This window comes from Parabacteroides sp. KHUB-02, assembly GCF_056640955.1.
In genome coordinates, this window is record NZ_JBWQEV010000001.1 from 2,354,540 (window position 1) to 2,371,217 (window position 16,678).

The 16,678-nt window shown below is 51.2% G+C and carries 15 protein-coding genes; 3 read left to right on the plus strand and 12 right to left on the minus strand.

The genetic code is table 11. From position 1 onward, the window contains the following. Positions 1-140 precede the first annotated feature (140 nt). The 5 genes from ACYIA1_RS10365 to ACYIA1_RS10385 all read right to left on the minus strand — a co-directional run bounded on the left by ACYIA1_RS10365 (position 141) and on the right by ACYIA1_RS10385 (position 6,191). On the minus strand, positions 141-1,442 hold the full coding sequence (locus tag ACYIA1_RS10365) for a sensor histidine kinase (RefSeq protein WP_480335195.1): 1,302 nt from the start codon (positions 1,440-1,442) through the stop codon (positions 141-143). 12 nt (positions 1,443-1,454) lie between these two features. Next, positions 1,455-2,825, minus strand: coding sequence for a sigma-54-dependent transcriptional regulator (locus ACYIA1_RS10370; RefSeq protein WP_048927626.1), 1,371 nt, complete (start codon positions 2,823-2,825; stop codon positions 1,455-1,457). Between the two features lie 9 nt (positions 2,826-2,834). Next, positions 2,835-4,319, minus strand: a complete 1,485-nt coding sequence (locus ACYIA1_RS10375) for a TolC family protein (protein WP_048927625.1) — start codon at positions 4,317-4,319, stop codon at positions 2,835-2,837. A 125-nt stretch (positions 4,320-4,444) separates the two neighbouring features. After that, positions 4,445-5,149, minus strand: coding sequence for a LytR/AlgR family response regulator transcription factor (locus ACYIA1_RS10380; protein WP_349194886.1), 705 nt, complete (start codon positions 5,147-5,149; stop codon positions 4,445-4,447). 1 nt (position 5,150) lies between these two features. After that, complete coding sequence (locus ACYIA1_RS10385; RefSeq protein WP_008778169.1) at positions 5,151-6,191, minus strand: sensor histidine kinase; 1,041 nt, start codon at positions 6,189-6,191, stop codon at positions 5,151-5,153. Between the two features lie 218 nt (positions 6,192-6,409). Between ACYIA1_RS10385 and ACYIA1_RS10390 the strand changes: the two genes are divergently transcribed. Next, on the plus strand, positions 6,410-6,787 hold the full coding sequence (locus ACYIA1_RS10390) for a diacylglycerol kinase family protein (RefSeq protein WP_005864789.1): 378 nt from the start codon (positions 6,410-6,412) through the stop codon (positions 6,785-6,787). 4 nt (positions 6,788-6,791) lie between these two features. Then, positions 6,792-7,349, plus strand: coding sequence for a phosphatase PAP2 family protein (locus ACYIA1_RS10395; protein ID WP_005854688.1), 558 nt, complete (start codon positions 6,792-6,794; stop codon positions 7,347-7,349). 98 nt (positions 7,350-7,447) lie between these two features. On the opposite strand, the gene ACYIA1_RS10400 is transcribed toward ACYIA1_RS10395, so the two are convergent. The 6 genes from ACYIA1_RS10400 to ACYIA1_RS10425 form a co-directional block, all read right to left on the minus strand. Next, positions 7,448-8,710 (minus strand): ABC transporter permease, encoded by a 1,263-nt coding sequence (locus tag ACYIA1_RS10400; RefSeq protein WP_121961827.1) that lies wholly within the window; start codon positions 8,708-8,710, stop codon positions 7,448-7,450. A 43-nt stretch (positions 8,711-8,753) separates the two neighbouring features. Then, entirely contained in the window at positions 8,754-10,043 is a 1,290-nt protein-coding gene (locus tag ACYIA1_RS10405; protein ID WP_480335200.1) for an ABC transporter permease, read from the minus strand. A gap of 53 nt (positions 10,044-10,096) precedes the next feature. Continuing rightward, entirely contained in the window at positions 10,097-11,395 is a 1,299-nt protein-coding gene (locus ACYIA1_RS10410; protein ID WP_480335202.1) for an FtsX-like permease family protein, read from the minus strand. Positions 11,396-11,412: 17 nt separating this feature from the next. Further along, positions 11,413-12,732, minus strand: a complete 1,320-nt coding sequence (locus ACYIA1_RS10415) for an ABC transporter permease (RefSeq protein ID WP_122144337.1) — start codon at positions 12,730-12,732, stop codon at positions 11,413-11,415. A gap of 76 nt (positions 12,733-12,808) precedes the next feature. Beyond that, a complete protein-coding gene (locus tag ACYIA1_RS10420) occupies positions 12,809-14,077 on the minus strand; it encodes an ABC transporter permease (protein ID WP_480335204.1) in 1,269 nt (422 codons plus the stop codon). Positions 14,078-14,086: 9 nt separating this feature from the next. Continuing rightward, on the minus strand, positions 14,087-15,388 hold the full coding sequence (locus ACYIA1_RS10425; protein WP_480335206.1) for an ABC transporter permease: 1,302 nt from the start codon (positions 15,386-15,388) through the stop codon (positions 14,087-14,089). A 141-nt stretch (positions 15,389-15,529) separates the two neighbouring features. On the opposite strand from ACYIA1_RS10425, the gene ACYIA1_RS10430 reads away from it, so the two are divergent. Beyond that, entirely contained in the window at positions 15,530-15,865 is a 336-nt protein-coding gene (locus tag ACYIA1_RS10430) for a DNA-binding domain-containing protein (protein WP_070104341.1), read from the plus strand. Positions 15,866-15,986: 121 nt separating this feature from the next. Here ACYIA1_RS10430 and ACYIA1_RS10435 read toward each other — a convergent pair whose 3' ends face one another. Further along, a complete protein-coding gene (locus ACYIA1_RS10435) occupies positions 15,987-16,652 on the minus strand; it encodes an ABC transporter ATP-binding protein (RefSeq protein ID WP_005854666.1) in 666 nt (221 codons plus the stop codon). Positions 16,653-16,678 lie beyond the last annotated feature (26 nt).

A 16,678-nucleotide genomic window follows, 5' to 3' on the forward strand; every position in this document is an offset into this window, starting at 1 on the left:
GGTAGAAGATCGTGCAACAGTTGGTAGATGATCATGCAACGGCTGTTGCATGATGAATACAAGCAGACAAAAAGGCTAACATCTGTAAGGATACAGTCTTAGCCTACAAGAAAAAAACCTTAAACAATAAAGGGATTATTTCAACTAAACCAAATCTTAAACCTTGTCAATCCATCCGCGTAAGAGCGGAGAGAGAATCGGCAATCATGTTTTAACAGTACCTCACGGATAAAGATCAAGCCGATACCTTGTCCGTTCGGTTTCGTAGAGAAGAACGGACTGAATAGTTTAGTTTCCGTTTCCTTGTCGATGCCCTTGCCCGTATCGGCTATCTCCAAGCAGGTGGGACGCACAGTCGTCCGGATATAAATCTTTCCATCTCGCTCGATGGATTCGGCGGCATTCTTGATAATATTGACCAAGACTTGCTCGAATAATGAATTATCCAAATTCACGACTGGAGATTCCTCGCTCAGATCCATAACAATCTCGATATTCCGGTTCTGGCAAACCGTCTCCATAAAGCGTTTACAAGCGGACACCACTTGGTTCAATTCTTGCGGACGACTTTGGGGCTCGGGTATACGCACCACATCAGCGAAATTGGTGATAAAATGGCTCATGCTATAGCAGCGTTCTATGGAGACCCGCAAAACCTCGCAGACATCCTCCATATCTTCCATCCCGCTGAAAGTAGACTCCAACGTATCCAAGGTAGAGGTGATACCCGCGGTCGTATTATTCACCTCATGAGAGATCATACGTATCACCTTCTCATACGCCTTCTTCTCGGCCTTGAACACCTCTTGGGTCAACGTCTCTATCAAATAAAATTGGTGGTGAAAACCCCGGTCTACGAATGAGGAATGCGTACATTTATAAATATTAGCGTCGTTCAGCCGGACGGTTTGCGCTTGATACATCGGAACCCGTACCAATTCTTCCGCCAAGGGAGAATCTAGTTGAAGAAAACGTTTTCCCACCATATCCTCCGAGCTTTGCGCACCAAACAATTTACACGCGGCCGGGTTCATGGATAGAATCTCCTCATCCAAGTTCAAGATGATCACTCCCATCGGAGAGGCGTTGACCAGCAAGTCCAAGAAATGGTTTTGCTCCCGGAGGTGCAAACGCTCATTCTTCAACTGCTCCATCATCTTATTAAACACATCGACCACCCGGTCCGCCTCCGTTTGCCCGACCTTTCCCAAGCGGGAACTAAAGTCTTGCTCTTTCAACAACTCCATACCGTTACCGATGATATGCAAGGGCTTTATGATACGGCGATAAAAGACAAATAAATAGATGATCGTAAGCAAGACCAAGGCTTCTAGCGCGAAAAACATCCGGATAGAAGACGTATAAAAGACATAATAAGTCACCACCGCCAATATAGTCAACAGTAGCGTCGTCAATATCCAGAATAGTCCTTTCAGCCTCATCCTCGCCTCTTCTTATTTATCGATCGGGATTCCGTATTTCTCTAATCTCCGGTACAATGCGGCACGACTGATTCCCAGTGCCGTAGCGACATGCGATAAATTACCTCCATGCGCTTCCAAGGAGCGTAAGATGGTTTGCTTCTCCAACTCATCCAAGGTCAAGCCCTCCAAAGAAGACGGAATCGTTGATTTAGAGCCGGATGTATTCATGCAATGAACCTCGAAATCAGCGGCATCCAAAAGCGTCTTACCCGACACAAGGATCGTCCGCTCCACCAAGTTCTTCAACTCACGGATATTACCGAGAAAAGGAAGACGGCTTAAATAGGTCTGGGCATCCGATGAGAACTCCACCCTCGGTAGCCCATTGACCTCCGATTGCTTATCCGCGAAATATCGGGCCAGCAATGGGATATCCTCCCTTCGCTCACGCAAGGCGGGTAAATGCACCGTGATCAAATTGATCCGGTAAAAAAGATCCTCACGGAACGTACGGTCCGCCACCATCGATCGTAAATCCCGGTTCGTAGCGCTTACGACCCGTATATCCACCTTCCGGGGGCGGCTATCCCCCAAGACCTCAAAGGTCTGGTCTTGCAATACCCGAAGTAGCTTTACTTGGCAAGACAGTTCTAAATCGCCGATCTCATCCAAGAAGATCGTACCTTTGTTCGCCATCTCGAAACGTCCTACCCGATCCATGTATGCGTCCGTAAAAGCCCCCTTCTTATGTCCGAACATCTCGCTTTCAAAAAGACTCTGGGATAGTCCGCCTAGGTTTACCTTTACGAAAGCCTCTTTCGACCGGGGGCTATTCGCATGGATCGCTTCCGCTATCAGCTCTTTACCCGTACCGCTCTCGCCGGTAATCAAAACAGAGGCATTTGTCGGGGCGATACGCGAGACCGTCCCCAATATATCCATCAAAGCGGCACTTTGCCCCACGATCTTATCAAAATGAAATTTATGGTCGGCATCCGAACGGTTCAAGGGAGCGTTTGTCTCTTTCTTCTGCTCGCTCAATTCCAAGGCGGTCCGGATCGATTTCAATAATACCAAGTTATTCCAAGGCTTCGTGATAAAATCGAAGGCTCCGGCTTGCATTCCCTGCACTGCCAAAGAGATCGATCCCCAAGCGGTCATCAAGATCACAGGTACATCGGGACGAAAGATCTTCACCTGTCTCAATAATTGAATCCCCTCCTCGCCCGTGGTAGTCAGCGTGAAGTTCATATCCATCAAGATCAGCTCCGGCGCCGTGGCACGGACCACCTCCAAGGCCTCCTTCGGCCCCGGAACCGCCTCCGACCGGAAACCCGCACGTTTTAGCAGGAATGTAAGCGAGGAACGAACAGCCGCATCATCATCTATTATCAGTATCATATAATCAATTTATCGTTTCACGATTTCCTCGAAATCGGCATCTAATGTACGATTATTCAAGAAATCATACAATGTTATACTACGGATGTTATAAAAATAACGCCAGTAATAATACAGTTCTTGGATATGCTTTTGCTTCGCATCATCCTTCGAACTCTGGGCGTCATTCAAGTCTAGGATATCGATCTTTCCGATCATGAAAGTCTCGATCGAGGTCTTGTAGCGCTTTTCCGCCAACGTGTCCACCTCGGCGGCTATCTCCAATTGAGCGGCCTGATTGTTGAAATTCTCCACCAAGAGGAAGATATCTTGATTGAAATCCATTTGCTCCTGACGGATCTTGGAAAGTACGACATCCCGATTCGATTCGGCTACTTTTACCTTACCTTTTCGTTTTCCCCAGTCCAAGATAGGAATCGAAAGCCCGACCTCTACGATCTGGTTATCTTTCAACGGGTTGTAAGCTCCTCGCATGGACACATCCTTACCGGTATAACCCACGGAGGCAAACAGGTTAATACTTCGACGGTTTCCCTTGGCGGTCGCCACATCATAATCCGCTTCCAACTGACGGCGCATGATATTCTTTGAGAACGAGTTATTTTCTTGAGCCTTCTCCAATACCGCCTGATAATCCATACGGACCCCTTCTATCGCCTCGGGAAGAACAGGCTCGATCACGTCTTGCTCGCTCATCCCTAAAAAGGAACGGAGCTTGAACATCATCGCGTTATAATTGGATTGAGCCTCGGTTAGCTTACCTTTCGCTTGCAAGGCCGACTGTTTCAAACGCATCAACTCGCTCTCCGAGATATGCCCGATCTTACGCTTCGCTACCGCTATGTCATAGAGTTTATTGGCGTTCAACAAGTTCTGATTACAGATATCCAGATTATCTTCCGCCAACAGTAAGTTGAAGTAATTCGTGATGGTAGCGATCGTTACATTCTCCACGTTCTCCATATAAGCGGCCTTAGCCTCTTGGTAACGAACAGGCTCGATACGACGTTTCCATTTTTGGTCATTCACGCCGAAGATCGGTTGCGTCAATGTCAAACTAACAGGTACGCTCATAAACTCGTTGTAAGCGCCACTACCTAGCTGACGGGTAAAATCCAAAGAGGTATTCAAGGCGATCTTACCTCCGGTCAAGGCTATGTTCTGGGCGATAGAGATCTCTCCATTTAAGCCTAAGGCATTGTTTTGCACATAGGTATAAGAACCATCCGATTGCTGGTACTTCGAGTATTGCTTGCTATATGAAGGCAGAGTCCCCGTAAATATCACTTCCGGCAACTGATCCGCCCGATGCGTACGGAATTCCCAATAGGCCGTTCGCAACTCATTGAGCGCCACGGCAGCGTCTACGGATTGAAGCTGTGCGATCTGGATCGCTTGCCGCAGGGTTATTCGAACTTTATTCGTATTGTCTTGGGCACATACTCCCGAAATCCCCGCCCACAGACAACACATCGCTATATAGATCCTTCTCATCTTAGTATAAGTTTTTTTATCCTGCCTAAGGCAAAAGGCATGCCAAAAACATATACTATTGATAATCCGACAAATAGGAATATTTAAAGTGTTCGATAATGAACAGTGTGTCCGTTTTTGGATACTTATCTTTGAATGAGTTGATTATTGACGATCGATTTATAGACCTCTTCCCGTAAAGGGCGCGACACCGGTATTTTATGCTCCCCAATGATTAATAGATTTCCTTCTATCGCTTGTACATAAGAAAGATTCACGATGAAAGAGCGGTGCACTTGCATAAAAATTTGTGCCGGCAACGTTTCCAATATACTCTTCAACCGGAGATGAACGATCTCTTTGGAAGTGAGGGCATGGATAACAATATAGTTCTCCATGCCCTCTATAAATTGAATCTCCTTTAAATAAAGCCTTTTAAGTTGCTTCTCCGTCTTGACAAAGATATAAGCAGGCTCCTCGCTTTTCGATGTAGATTCCATCAACGCATGTGCTTTATTGACCGATTTCAGGAAACGGGAAAAAGAGATTGGTTTCAATAAATAGTCCACCACGTCAAACTCATATCCTCTCAACGCATACCGCTCGTATGCCGAGGTGATAATTACCTTAGGAGCGTTCTGAGCACTCTCCAAAAAGTCCAGTCCAGACATATCCGGCATCTCTATATCCAGAAAAAGCAAATCCGCTTGAACCGAATTCAGCATATTATTGAGTTGTATAGCGTCCTCACATTCTCCGACGATGGTCAGAAAATCAATTTTACCGATGTGTCGCCGAAGTCCTTTTCTGGCGATTGGCTCATCATCCGTTATGATACACTTTATTTCCATATTATTCTGATAAATCAATACATAACTCAACCCTAAAACGGGTATTGTCTTTTTTTATACGTAGCTCATGTTTATCCGGGTACAATAGCTCCAATCGTTTTCTCAGATTGTCGATCCCAATGCCTTTCCCCTTTCTTTGTTCCAAGGAGTCCGGATTGAAAGTATTGCTTACTCCAAAGCAGACCTTTGACCTCTCTTTCCGCATAGATACTTGTATCCAATACGCTTCGCCCACATATTTAAACGCATTCTCCAATAATGGAAGGAAAAGCAACGGATGTATTTTTTGTCCGGTCAATTCCGGGTCAAAGGACTCCTCGAACTGTAAGCGTTTCGTCATACGAAGTCGCTGGAATTGAATATATGTTCGCAAATAATCAATCTCCTCTTCGATCGTCACTTTCGTATTTATATCATATAATTGATAACGGAGTAAGTCCGAAAGTAACTCTACAGCCTCAATCGCTTCCTCATTTTCCTCATCAATCAAGAAATAGATCGTATTCAAGGCATTAAACAGGAAATGGGGATGGTATTGCATCTTCAGCAGCTTCAATTGCGTTTCCAATTGATCTACTTTCATTTTCTCCAATTGGACGATTTTCTCCGAATAGCGTTTGGCTAATATATTATTACGGATCAAGAAATAGTATAGGAGAAAGATCGGCACAGCTACCGCATTGATCATTAACGCCTCTCCCCACCGATAGGTCGTTCCATTTATAGAATAGATCACGATATATAAGCCGATATTGAGCACGACTAAATTAAACAAGACCACCCATAGATATTCCCGGAACACCGGGCGGGACCTCCGCTCTTTATTCCTATCTAAAAAAGTATTAGCCAAGTAATTAAAAAACAAATAAGATAAGCTAACGCCGATCAATATAATAGCAAGGGCCTTGATACGCCCGATCCATGCGTCCACTCCCAGTTCCCACATGCGGACACCATAAGCGACATCCGTAACAATCCACAGGCAACAGATCGCCAATATCGCCATTAGCAACGGACTTAGAAAGTTATATTTTATCTTCATATCTGATTTCAAGCCATAAATTTATTCTTTTACTTTGATCTATGCTCGTATCACGGGCACTTTTTTAATCAACGAAGTTATCGTTCCAGATAAAAACCAACAAATAATCTTGACGAATTGCGGAATATGAAAGGTGAATATCCTGTTTGTTCGTCAGGATATGCGATAAAGGCAAAAAATACCTATATTTGCCCTCCTCAATAAGAGATGCTATAAAAATGAAGAATGACGGTTTCACATTTCGAAAGAGAGCCAGAAGCTTTAAATTCGCTTTCAACGGAATCAAGCTATTGATCACGAAGGAGCATAACGCTTGGATCCATTGTTTCGCGGCAGTTTGCGTACTTATCGCCGGAATGGTATTTGGACTTTCCCGCATGGAATGGATCGCAGTAACGATCGTGATCGGGGCGGTATTAGCTGCCGAGGCGGTCAATTCATCCATCGAGGCCCTAGCAGATTTGGTCTCCCCTGAGTATAATGAGGCTATCAAGCGAACGAAAGACTTGGCGGCGGGAGCTGTATTATTGATGGCGATAGCGGCAGCGATCGTCGGGTTCGTCATTTTTATACCTAAAATAGCAACTATATTTTAAATCTATGAGACATATCCTTTTCGCAATTACAATGCTCATGCTATGCCTGTCCGTTAACGGACAAGAATTGAAGGTGACCGGTAGCCGGAAAGCCGTACGGACCTCGGGAGACGTATTGGTGTTTATCACTCCGGTGGCGAGTCTAGCAACCGTATTGGCAACCCAAGACTGGCAAGGGCTGAAACAAGGCGTATTCACCGGGGTTACGACATTGGGCGTAACCTATGCGCTGAAATACCTAGTGAAGAAAGAGCGGCCCGACTTCAGCGATAATCATTCGTTCCCATCCATGCATACCTCCGTATCCTTCGCGGGAGCCGCTTTTATCCAAAGGCGTTATGGATGGAAATGGGGTATTCCGGCTTATGCCGTGTCTACCTACGTGGGTTGGAGCCGGGTCTATGGAAAGAAGCATGATTGGTGGGACGTGGCGGCGGGAGCCGTTATCGGCGCCGGTAGCGCCTATATCTTTACCCGTCCGTTCGCGAAGAAACATAACCTGTCTATCAGCCCGGTAGCGGGAGACGGGCATTATGGGGTATATGCGTCAATGACGTTTTAACTCGCGGATTTTTGCCAAGCACGAAAACAGCCCGGCCATGTATCACTACAAGACCGGGCTTTCAATTGTGTGTATGTGTGAAATATGTAAGTTAACTCTTATTCATAATGCAACGCCTCCGCTGGCTCCAAGCGGGCTGTCGAGCGGGCGGGATACCATACGCCACAGATGATCATGAGGACGATCAAGACAAACGTAATCCCTCCGCAAATCGCAAAGCGCAGCCACGTGAACGGAAGCTGATAGGTATCTATCAAATCCATATGGGCGATGTTGAAGCTGATGAGTAAGGACGGGATGAACGCCAAGACCAGCAATAGGACACCCTCTCCCACCATGATCGAGTTCAACTGACGGCGGGTAGAGCCTAAGGCCATCCTAAGCCCCATCTCGCCTTTGCGATATTCCGTACGGAACCAGAAGGTACCGATGATGCCGAGGAATATATTCGCCAATAGGAAGCAGGCTACCGCCACACGGGTTTTCACCTCGTTCTCTACGCCGATCGAACGGATATAACCGTTGCGAATATATGACAAGGGCTGTACGTCTAGCAGATAGAGGTTGCCTAGCCGAAGCTGTTCGGCCATATCCTTGCGGAAGCGTGCGGGGAAATCAGCATTATCGACATCCGGACGGACACGTACGCAGAGTCGCACGGCATCTATCATCCCCTCATAGTATCCTTCCTCCATCCGGCTTAGCCGCAGGGCCCTATAGACGTTGGGTTCCGCCTTGGTGTACTCATGACGGCGGATGGGGACGCTGATACCACGGATCGTCTCCTCGATCTCGTCGGTCACATTCCCCCGGTACGCCTTTTGCCCGAGTAGGGAAAGGCCGGGATTCATCGTCTCCACGTCGGCGGAGATTACGATGGAGTTGTTATCCTCGATGGCCCGTTTCAAGGAAGCCGTCTTGCCGTCCTTATCATAGATACGGAACACGTCGAAGAACTCCGGGGTGACGAAAGCATAGCGGCAGGGCACCTGCAACGTATCAATCCGCCAAACGAGGTTACGGCTTCCCATATAATAAGGCATCCCCCCATCCGTAAGGCAGGCCGATTCCACGCCGGGATAGGTGCGGATGCGATCCAACGCCGTCAGCAGATGAACACCATCCGGCCGCTCCCGCTTCTCCTTCGGGATATAATCCGGGCTTCTTTCCGAGAGGCTGCTGATCACGATGCTGTACGTATGCCGGATATCGAAGCCCAGAGGAGCCGTATACGTGCGCCCCATCACATACAGGTAGTCCACAAGGAACCAAAGGAAGACCGAGACCAGCAATAACTCAGCCCACAACCAAGCGTTTTGCTTGCGCTGGTTCCAGATCAATTGTAATAAATGTCGTATCATATCTTTCTATTATTTTAGTATAGCTATCATCCAACGCGGGAGATTAATGAACATTCTCGTTGAGAGCCGAGATGATACGCATCCTTGAGGCTCGCCAAGCCGGGATGCCGGCGCTCAGCAGGTTCAACGCAAGACAAGCAAGGAACGCATAAAGGAAGATCAATGGATTGAACATCATCTCCGCATTGACGAAGGTGCGACCGATACCCATCGATGCCGTGCCCGTATCTAGCAACCAATCGGACAAGAGCAATACGGAGGCGTATGAGAAAAACAGACCTAACACACCTCCCAGCAAGGTCTGCAACAGATTCTCGTAGAGTACCTGCGTCAGTAATTCCGAGCGTGTCGCCCCGAACGCCTTCCTCACCCCGATCTCCGCCATACGTTTACGCATCCGGCTTTGCGTGATACCGCTCATGTTGATGGCAGGGATCAGCAAAAGGACAAGAACGATGATAACATATTTCATGACCAGTTCCCGTACATTCGGCTCAGAGAAAGCATCCTCGCGAGCCAAATCGCCCAAATGGGTATCAGGTCCTCCTCCAATTTTCAGTAGGTGCGTGCTTTGCGATTCGTTAAGGCGAGCGATATTCGCCTCAGCCTCGGAGTGGATCGCATCAAAGTCGGCGGACGAACTTGCGAGGATATAACAACGGAAGCCCCCGACGAGACGGTCGGAACCATTATCATACAGGGAATTGTCGGTGGTATAAGGCAACCAGACATCGCCATAGGCAGACTCGGCTAGCAGGGAGACATCCCGCACGACGGCACGGATGGTATAGGGCACGTAGCTGATCTCGACGGTACGGCCTACAACCTCGGTCGTGCCATACAACCGGCGTGCCACGGACTCGCTTACCACAGCATCCATGATGCCACTTTGTACTTCTTCCTCGCCATAAGGCTTACCGGAGAGGAAACGAAAGTTGAAGACATTCCAGAACGCCGCATCCGTAAAGGTCACGTCGCACTTGAACTCCACCGTATGATCCGCCACTGCCGCCAAGCGTTGCACGCCATGATAGGCCATGCCTACCTTCTCGGCAGAGCGCAAGGGATAGAAACAATCTTTCACCACACGGGAAGCAAGAAAGTAGCAGTCGTTATAAGATTCGTTCTCTTTGTAGGAGGCACGGGTATCACTGACGTACATCATCCGGTCCCGATAGTCTTCCGGTGAGTAATTGGCGGTACGCATCTGCCATACGATCACGATCACCATGATCATGCAAATCGCCAAGGCCGTACCGAAGATAGAGACTCCGGAAAGGAGCTTGTTCTCTTTCAATAAGGCCCAGGCTTGTTTTAGATAGATCTTGTACATATTCATTTGATTTAATTATACGATTCAGTCGGTGGGAGACGGGGCATTATATGTTATCCGTCATACCGCAGCGCCTCGGCCGGCTCCATCTCGGCGGCCTTGCTGGCGGGGAGCCAGACGGCGAGCAGGATGACGATAGCCAGCAGTATCCATGTCAAGATATTCACCAGCAAGAAACGGAGCGGCAGGATCGCCGGCCAGTAATGCTCCGGCAAGGTCCCTTTGGGGATGTCCAAGAAGCCGACCATCACGAATTGAGCCTCTATCAACAAGGCGAGCGGGGTAGCCATGAGTAACAGACATATGCCCTCACGAGCCATCTGGCTACGTATCTCTTCGCGGGGCGAACCGATCGCCATGCGCAACCCGATCTCTCCCCGGCGCATCCGCACCCGGTACCAGAACGTACCCATCACGCAAAGCAGGATATTCAGTCCCAAGAAGGCCATCAACGCCATACGGACCCGGTAATCGTAGGTAACGCCAAAGGAATAATCGGTATCGGCCTTGATCCGGTCATAGGAAGTCAGGCGTTTCAGGTAGAAGTTCCCCACCCGAAGCTCACGGCTCATCTTCTCCCGGAACGTATCGGCGAAACGAGGACCAGCCACGGCAGGATCGATCCGTATGAAATAATTCATCTCGGGGATCTCCTCCGCCGAGGGACGGATCGCCAAGAAGGCGGCACCTTGGGGTAGGCTATTGTCAAAACGCTTGATATCCTCTAATACGCCCTTTACGATATAAGTCGGGCCCTCCTCGTCGAAAGGGTCTTTCACCTCACGCCCAACGGCGGATGCCTCTCCAAATACCTTTCGCTCCACCATCCGGGTGGTTACTATAGCGCGGGGGTCTCCCCAATCAAAATCGGATGTAGATACCGGACAGCCGTCTTTGGCGTACGAATGGTTGAAGACCGACAGGAAATCCGTGGTAGGATCCATCTCATACCTCATGACCGCTTCCCGCTTGCTCGTATCGGCCGCGTTCGCCAAACCGATACCGTAATAACAGCCCGTATAAGGCGTGGAGTAACAGCCCGAGGCCGCGCCCATCGCCTGCACTCCCGGATAATCACGCAAGCGGTCTTTTATCCGCTCATAATTTTCCAGCATGGCGATCGAGTCACTCTCGGCGGCTCGATAGTCGGGGGAGGTTTCCGGCAAGAGGCCCATTTCTACCTGCCAGACATTCGCATAGTCACGTCCGGAGGGGAGACTACGGTTATAGATCTCCACGAAGAAGTAATCCACCATGTACCACGCCAGACAAAAGGCGAGCAGCAACTCCACGCACACCCACACGTTGCTACGCCAGCGGTTCATCAATTGTATCCAAGTCATTTTCCACATATCTTTCTTCCCTCCATTTAAGCGTTCAACGAATCAACGATAGGTCGCCTTGACGCACGCCAAGCGGGCCACAACGCCGACATCAGGTTTAACAGGAAACATACGCACAAAGCGATCAAGAAGACCCACGGGTTTAACAGCATCCCCATGGAAAGCGATACGTCCACGCCATCCGGGGCGGCCTCCGAAAACCCCTTGCCGATCTTGAAGACCCACGAACTGGCGAACGTCACCAGCAGGAAGGAGAACAGCAGTCCCACCAAGCCGCCCAGCAGCGTATACAGGAAGTTCTCTATCAAGACCTGTCCGATCAACGATCCCTTGGGCGCCCCGAAAGCACGCCGCACGCCCAGCTCGCCCAGACGCCGTTCCATGCGGGAATCGGCCATGCCCGAGAGGCTGACGGCGGGGACGAGCAGCAGGAGCAGGAAAATCACCCCATAACGGCTCAAGTCTCCCACGATATCCGGCTCCACGTTCGACCAATACCGGAAGATACTCTCCCAATGGCGATCCGGCTGCCCAAGAAGGGAGAACTCACGTTTGCCATCCACGTCCAACGATTGGTTGAAGCGACGCACGTTATCCGCCACCGCCTCCCGCACCTTGCCGATGTCCGCCTTATCCTTCACGAGCATATAGACCCTCAAGGGCCCCAGCCCGGGCATATGCGCCTCCGAGTATCGGACCCGCTCCTCGAAGTCGGGCGCTTGGGTATACGGATACCAGACCTGCGAGAAAACCCGATCCATCAGGAAAGATACATCGTCCACCACGCCCACCACACGAAATGAGGTAAAGTCGAGGCTCAAGGTCTGCCCCACGGCACTACCTTCTCCATAAAGCCGCTTGGCCAGTGAGCGGGCGATTACCGCCACGGGCATCCCCGACCGGAAATCGGCCTCGGTGAAAGGCTTACCCTCCAAGAAACGGAAGGAGAATACTTTCCAGAACCCATCGTTCACCCCCATCTTCATGACCGGTACCTGCACGGGACTGCCCACCGGCTGCACGAAAGCGGAAGTGGCATCATCATAACGTAACGCCAACGCCTCCAAACCGGGTACGCCCGCAAGGCACTCTTCCACGAAGCGGGGCGATACCGGGCTACTGCTCGTTCCCCCTTTCTCATTCTTCAGCGTGGCGCTCTTCACGGTCAGCAACCGGTCCCGGTCCATCTCCGGATAAATAGAGGCCATTTTCACGTAAAACACGATGGACAACACCATCACCAGCGAGATCGCCAATCCCGTCCCCACGATATAGACCGAGCTGAACAGCCGTTCTTGCCGGATCAGGGCCCATGCTTGTTTTAAGTAGATCTTGTACATATTCATTCGATTTAAATATTCTATCAGTCGGTGGGAGACGGGGCATGCCTCGTCTCTACAACCGGGTATTACCTGTTTTCTATTATCCGTCATACCGTAATGCGTCAGCCGGTTCCTGCCGGGCCGCCTTACGGGCCGGGTACCAGATAGCCAAGAAGACGACGAGTGCCAAGACACCCCCTGTCAGCAGGCTAATGGCCGTGAAGCGGATCACGCCGCAGGGCACGATATCGGCCACCGCCAGATTCAGGCAGATCAGCAAGCCCGGCACGGAAGCGATCGCCAGCAGCAACAAGCCCTCGCCGATCATCAGCCCCTCTATACCCTTGCGGGTGGAGCCCATCGCCATACGTAGCCCCAACTCCGAACGGCGACGGCTCACGTGAAACCAGAACGTACCGATCACCGCCAGAAACACGTTCACCAAGAAGAACAATCCCATGGCCGATACCAGCCGATGGGCGCTCGTCCGCTCCGAGTTCTCGAGATAAAAGGCCCGTATCCCTTCGTAGTTCCTCACTTCCGATACCCAGTAATTACCCACCATCAAAGATCTACTCATTTCCTTACGGAACTTGGCGGCGTAGTTGGAGGTAGAGACCTCCGGACGGGTGCGGAACGTGATCTGCACTCGCGTGAGTCCCTTCTCGTCCAACTGGCCCTTGCCGAACATCCCCCGCAAGTCCAGTGGAGAGAAGACACTATGCTGATTCCGGGAATCGTACTCGGAGTTTCGTACCGGCTCCGTAACCGCTATCACGTGACAGGGCACGGTATCGTTGTAATTATAGATCTCGGCCCCGATCACGTCGGTATGGCCGTATAGCTTGCTCGCCAGATCGGCGGAGAGGATCATCTCCCTCCCCTCCCGAAGCCTCGACAAGGTCTGTCCCAGTCTCTCCGGGCTTTCTCCCTTAGCGGAGCGAATGCCGAACACCCGGAAATACCCCGGCGAGACGATCATTGCCCGCACCCGCTGGTTGATCGAGTCTTTCAAGACTCTGCTGCCGATGTTCGAGTCGGTATAAGGCAGCGAATAATACGAGAGCCCTACCACCTCCACGTCGGGATGCCGCTCGATACGCTCCACGATACGCTCGATGTTCCGCACCGGCTCCTCGCTTCCCTCCTCGTAGGCGATGAACGAGGGACTGTCGGACGGCCGTATGGCGAGCGTCACGTTGTACACGTGATCCAGCTTGAAGCCCACCGGCATCCGCGTCAGCATCCCTTGCGCCACGAAGTAGTACATCATGAACCACAGGATCACGAATACGACCAGCAGTTCCACCAGTATCCAGCAGCTTCCTCCCAAACGGGACCTTATCAACTTTAATAGATGTATTACCATAGCCGTATCCTATTTATCGTTCAACGCATCCGTTATACTCACCCGCACGGTACGCCAAGCGGGTATCATCGAAGAGAGCAGGTTCAGCGCCACGCAGACAGCGAACGCATAGGCGAACACCTCCATATTCAGCAGCATCCCCGGCGAGAGGAAGATATCGTTACCCGCCCCGGAGCCCATACGATACAAACCGGGGGAAAGAAGGATGCCCCGGAATACGAACACCAGCACGTACGAGAACAGCAGTCCCGCCATGCCCCCGGGCAACATCAGCAGCATATTCTCCCAGAAGACCTGCCCCATCAACGTCTTCCGCGACGCCCCGAAGGCCTTGCGTACGCCTAGCTCAGACACCCGGTCTTGCATCCTCGAGGCGTTCAGGCCCGAGAGGTTCAGCGCCGGGACTAGCAGGAAGAGGAAGAGGGCGACTCCCAAGACGATATACGTCTCCGGCCCGAACAACCGCGACAATAACTGGTCGCCGAACGAGCAGGGCGGCTCCACTCTCACCTGTCCCTCCCGCAAGCCGCTGTTGTAGCGTCTTACTCCCTTCTCCAACTCGGCGGAGAGGGCCGGAAGGTCCGAGGCGTCACGCAGCAGGCAGTTGGCGAGCAGCAGTCCCACCGAGCCTTCCCGCTCCTCCAAGGCGGTATCCATGATACTTGCCATCGAGGTGTAGGGTACCCACGCCTCGGCGTAAACGTCGGAAGCGACGGCGGATATATCCTCCACCACGCCGCTAATCGTATATTCTATATCGTTGATCAAGACGGTCTGACCGGCTACCTCGGTACGCCCGAGCAGGCGGCGTGCCAAGGAACGGTCGAGCACCACACGGGGCATCCCGGAAAGGAACTCGGCACTGGCGAACGGCTTCCCGTCCAAGAAGCAGAAACGGTAGACTTGCCAAAACGCGTCGTCGCATCCCATCAATTGTACTTTCGGCGACTCGTCGCTACCCGGCGCTTGGATGAAGATGTCCCCCACCTCGTAAGGCATGATGGCGGCGTTGGTGGTGACCGCCACTTTCTCAGGTGTCTCGAGGCCGTAGAGGACCTCCTTCACGAACCGGGGTCCGCAACCGCTGTTCAACGAGCCTTTGCCCCCGTTGAACTCATACGATACGTTCAATACGTAGCCCATCCGGTCCCTGCTCACCTCCGGGGCGATATTCGCCGTCCGGATATGATAGACCACCGCTATGGCCATCACCATCGAGATCGCCAAGCCCGTACCGATGATATAAACGGCGGTGAAGAAGCGATTCTGCCCCATCAAGGCCCAAGCTTGTTTAAGGTATACCTTGTACATCGTTCATTATTTGTTAGTTCGTTTTATGGGTATCTGCCGCCTGCTTTCCGTAATTATTATACGCTTGGCATGTATTTCCAAATACTATTCATGTTATCTTTCTTATCTTTGCCACTCAATCATTCATTAAACCACGAGATCATGGATGAAGAAATACCTAAGTCGGAGCTGCCCAAGCCGTTTCGCAAGCTGAGCATCCGCGTCAACAAGAGCCACCTGCCCGGTAACGCAAGCTATAAGGGAAGCGTCGTATGGCAACGTACGCTCAGCATCGATGACATCGCCGCCCGTGTCGTAGACAAACGGAGCGAGTTCCGCAAGGAGACGCTCGTCAACAGCGGGCAGCGGCTCTGCTTCGTCCCCGGCTTCGCTTTCGGGGCAGGCGAGTGGGAAGCCATCGTCTGCACCCAGTTCACCCCTACTTATCACCTTTATAAAGAGCCCCGGTATGGTACGCTTACCTTCACCGTGATGTGAGGTATCGAGACACCACGGGTGATACCTTGCCTCATACGTTTGAGGTATCGTACCTCATAGCTATGAGGCAAGGTGCCACCAGTAGTGCCTCACACATGGAGATCCTCCGTATACGGCTCTCTTACTGCACCTGCCTTCCGTCGAAGAAGCGCACGGTGCGGCTGGTTTGCTTGGCCTGCGCCTCGTTGTGGGTTACCATTACGATGGTGCGGCCGTCCTCCTTGTTGAGTTGGTGGAGCAGGTCCATGACCTCGATACCCATCTTGGAGTCCAAGTTACCGGTCGGCTCATCGGCGAGGATGATGTCGGGATTACCTACGATCGCACGGGCGATGGCCACGCGCTGGCATTGACCGCCGGAGAGCTGCGTCGGGAAATGGCGCATACGGTGGCTGAGGCCGACCTTCTCCAGCACGGCCTCGGCCAGCTTGCGGCGCTCCGAGGAGGATACCTTGCGATAGAGCAAGGGAAGCTCCACGTTGTCCAGCACGTTCAGGGAATTGATCAAGTGAAAGCTCTGGAACACGAAACCCAGTTGCTTGTTACGGAAAGCGGCCAACTCCTTGTCGCTCATGCCCACCGTGTTCACGCCGTTGATCTCGACCGTGCCGGAGGTAGGCAAGTCCAGCAGGCCCATGATGTTCAATAAGGTGGATTTCCCGCATCCGGAGGGTCCCATAATGCTGAGAAACTCGCCTTGCTGTACCTCTAGGTTCACGTTTTCCAACGCGACTGTCTCTATCTCTTTCGTACGGTAAATCTTCTGTAAATTCGTTAGTTTGATCATGACTGTAATATTTTAATTGTTATTGT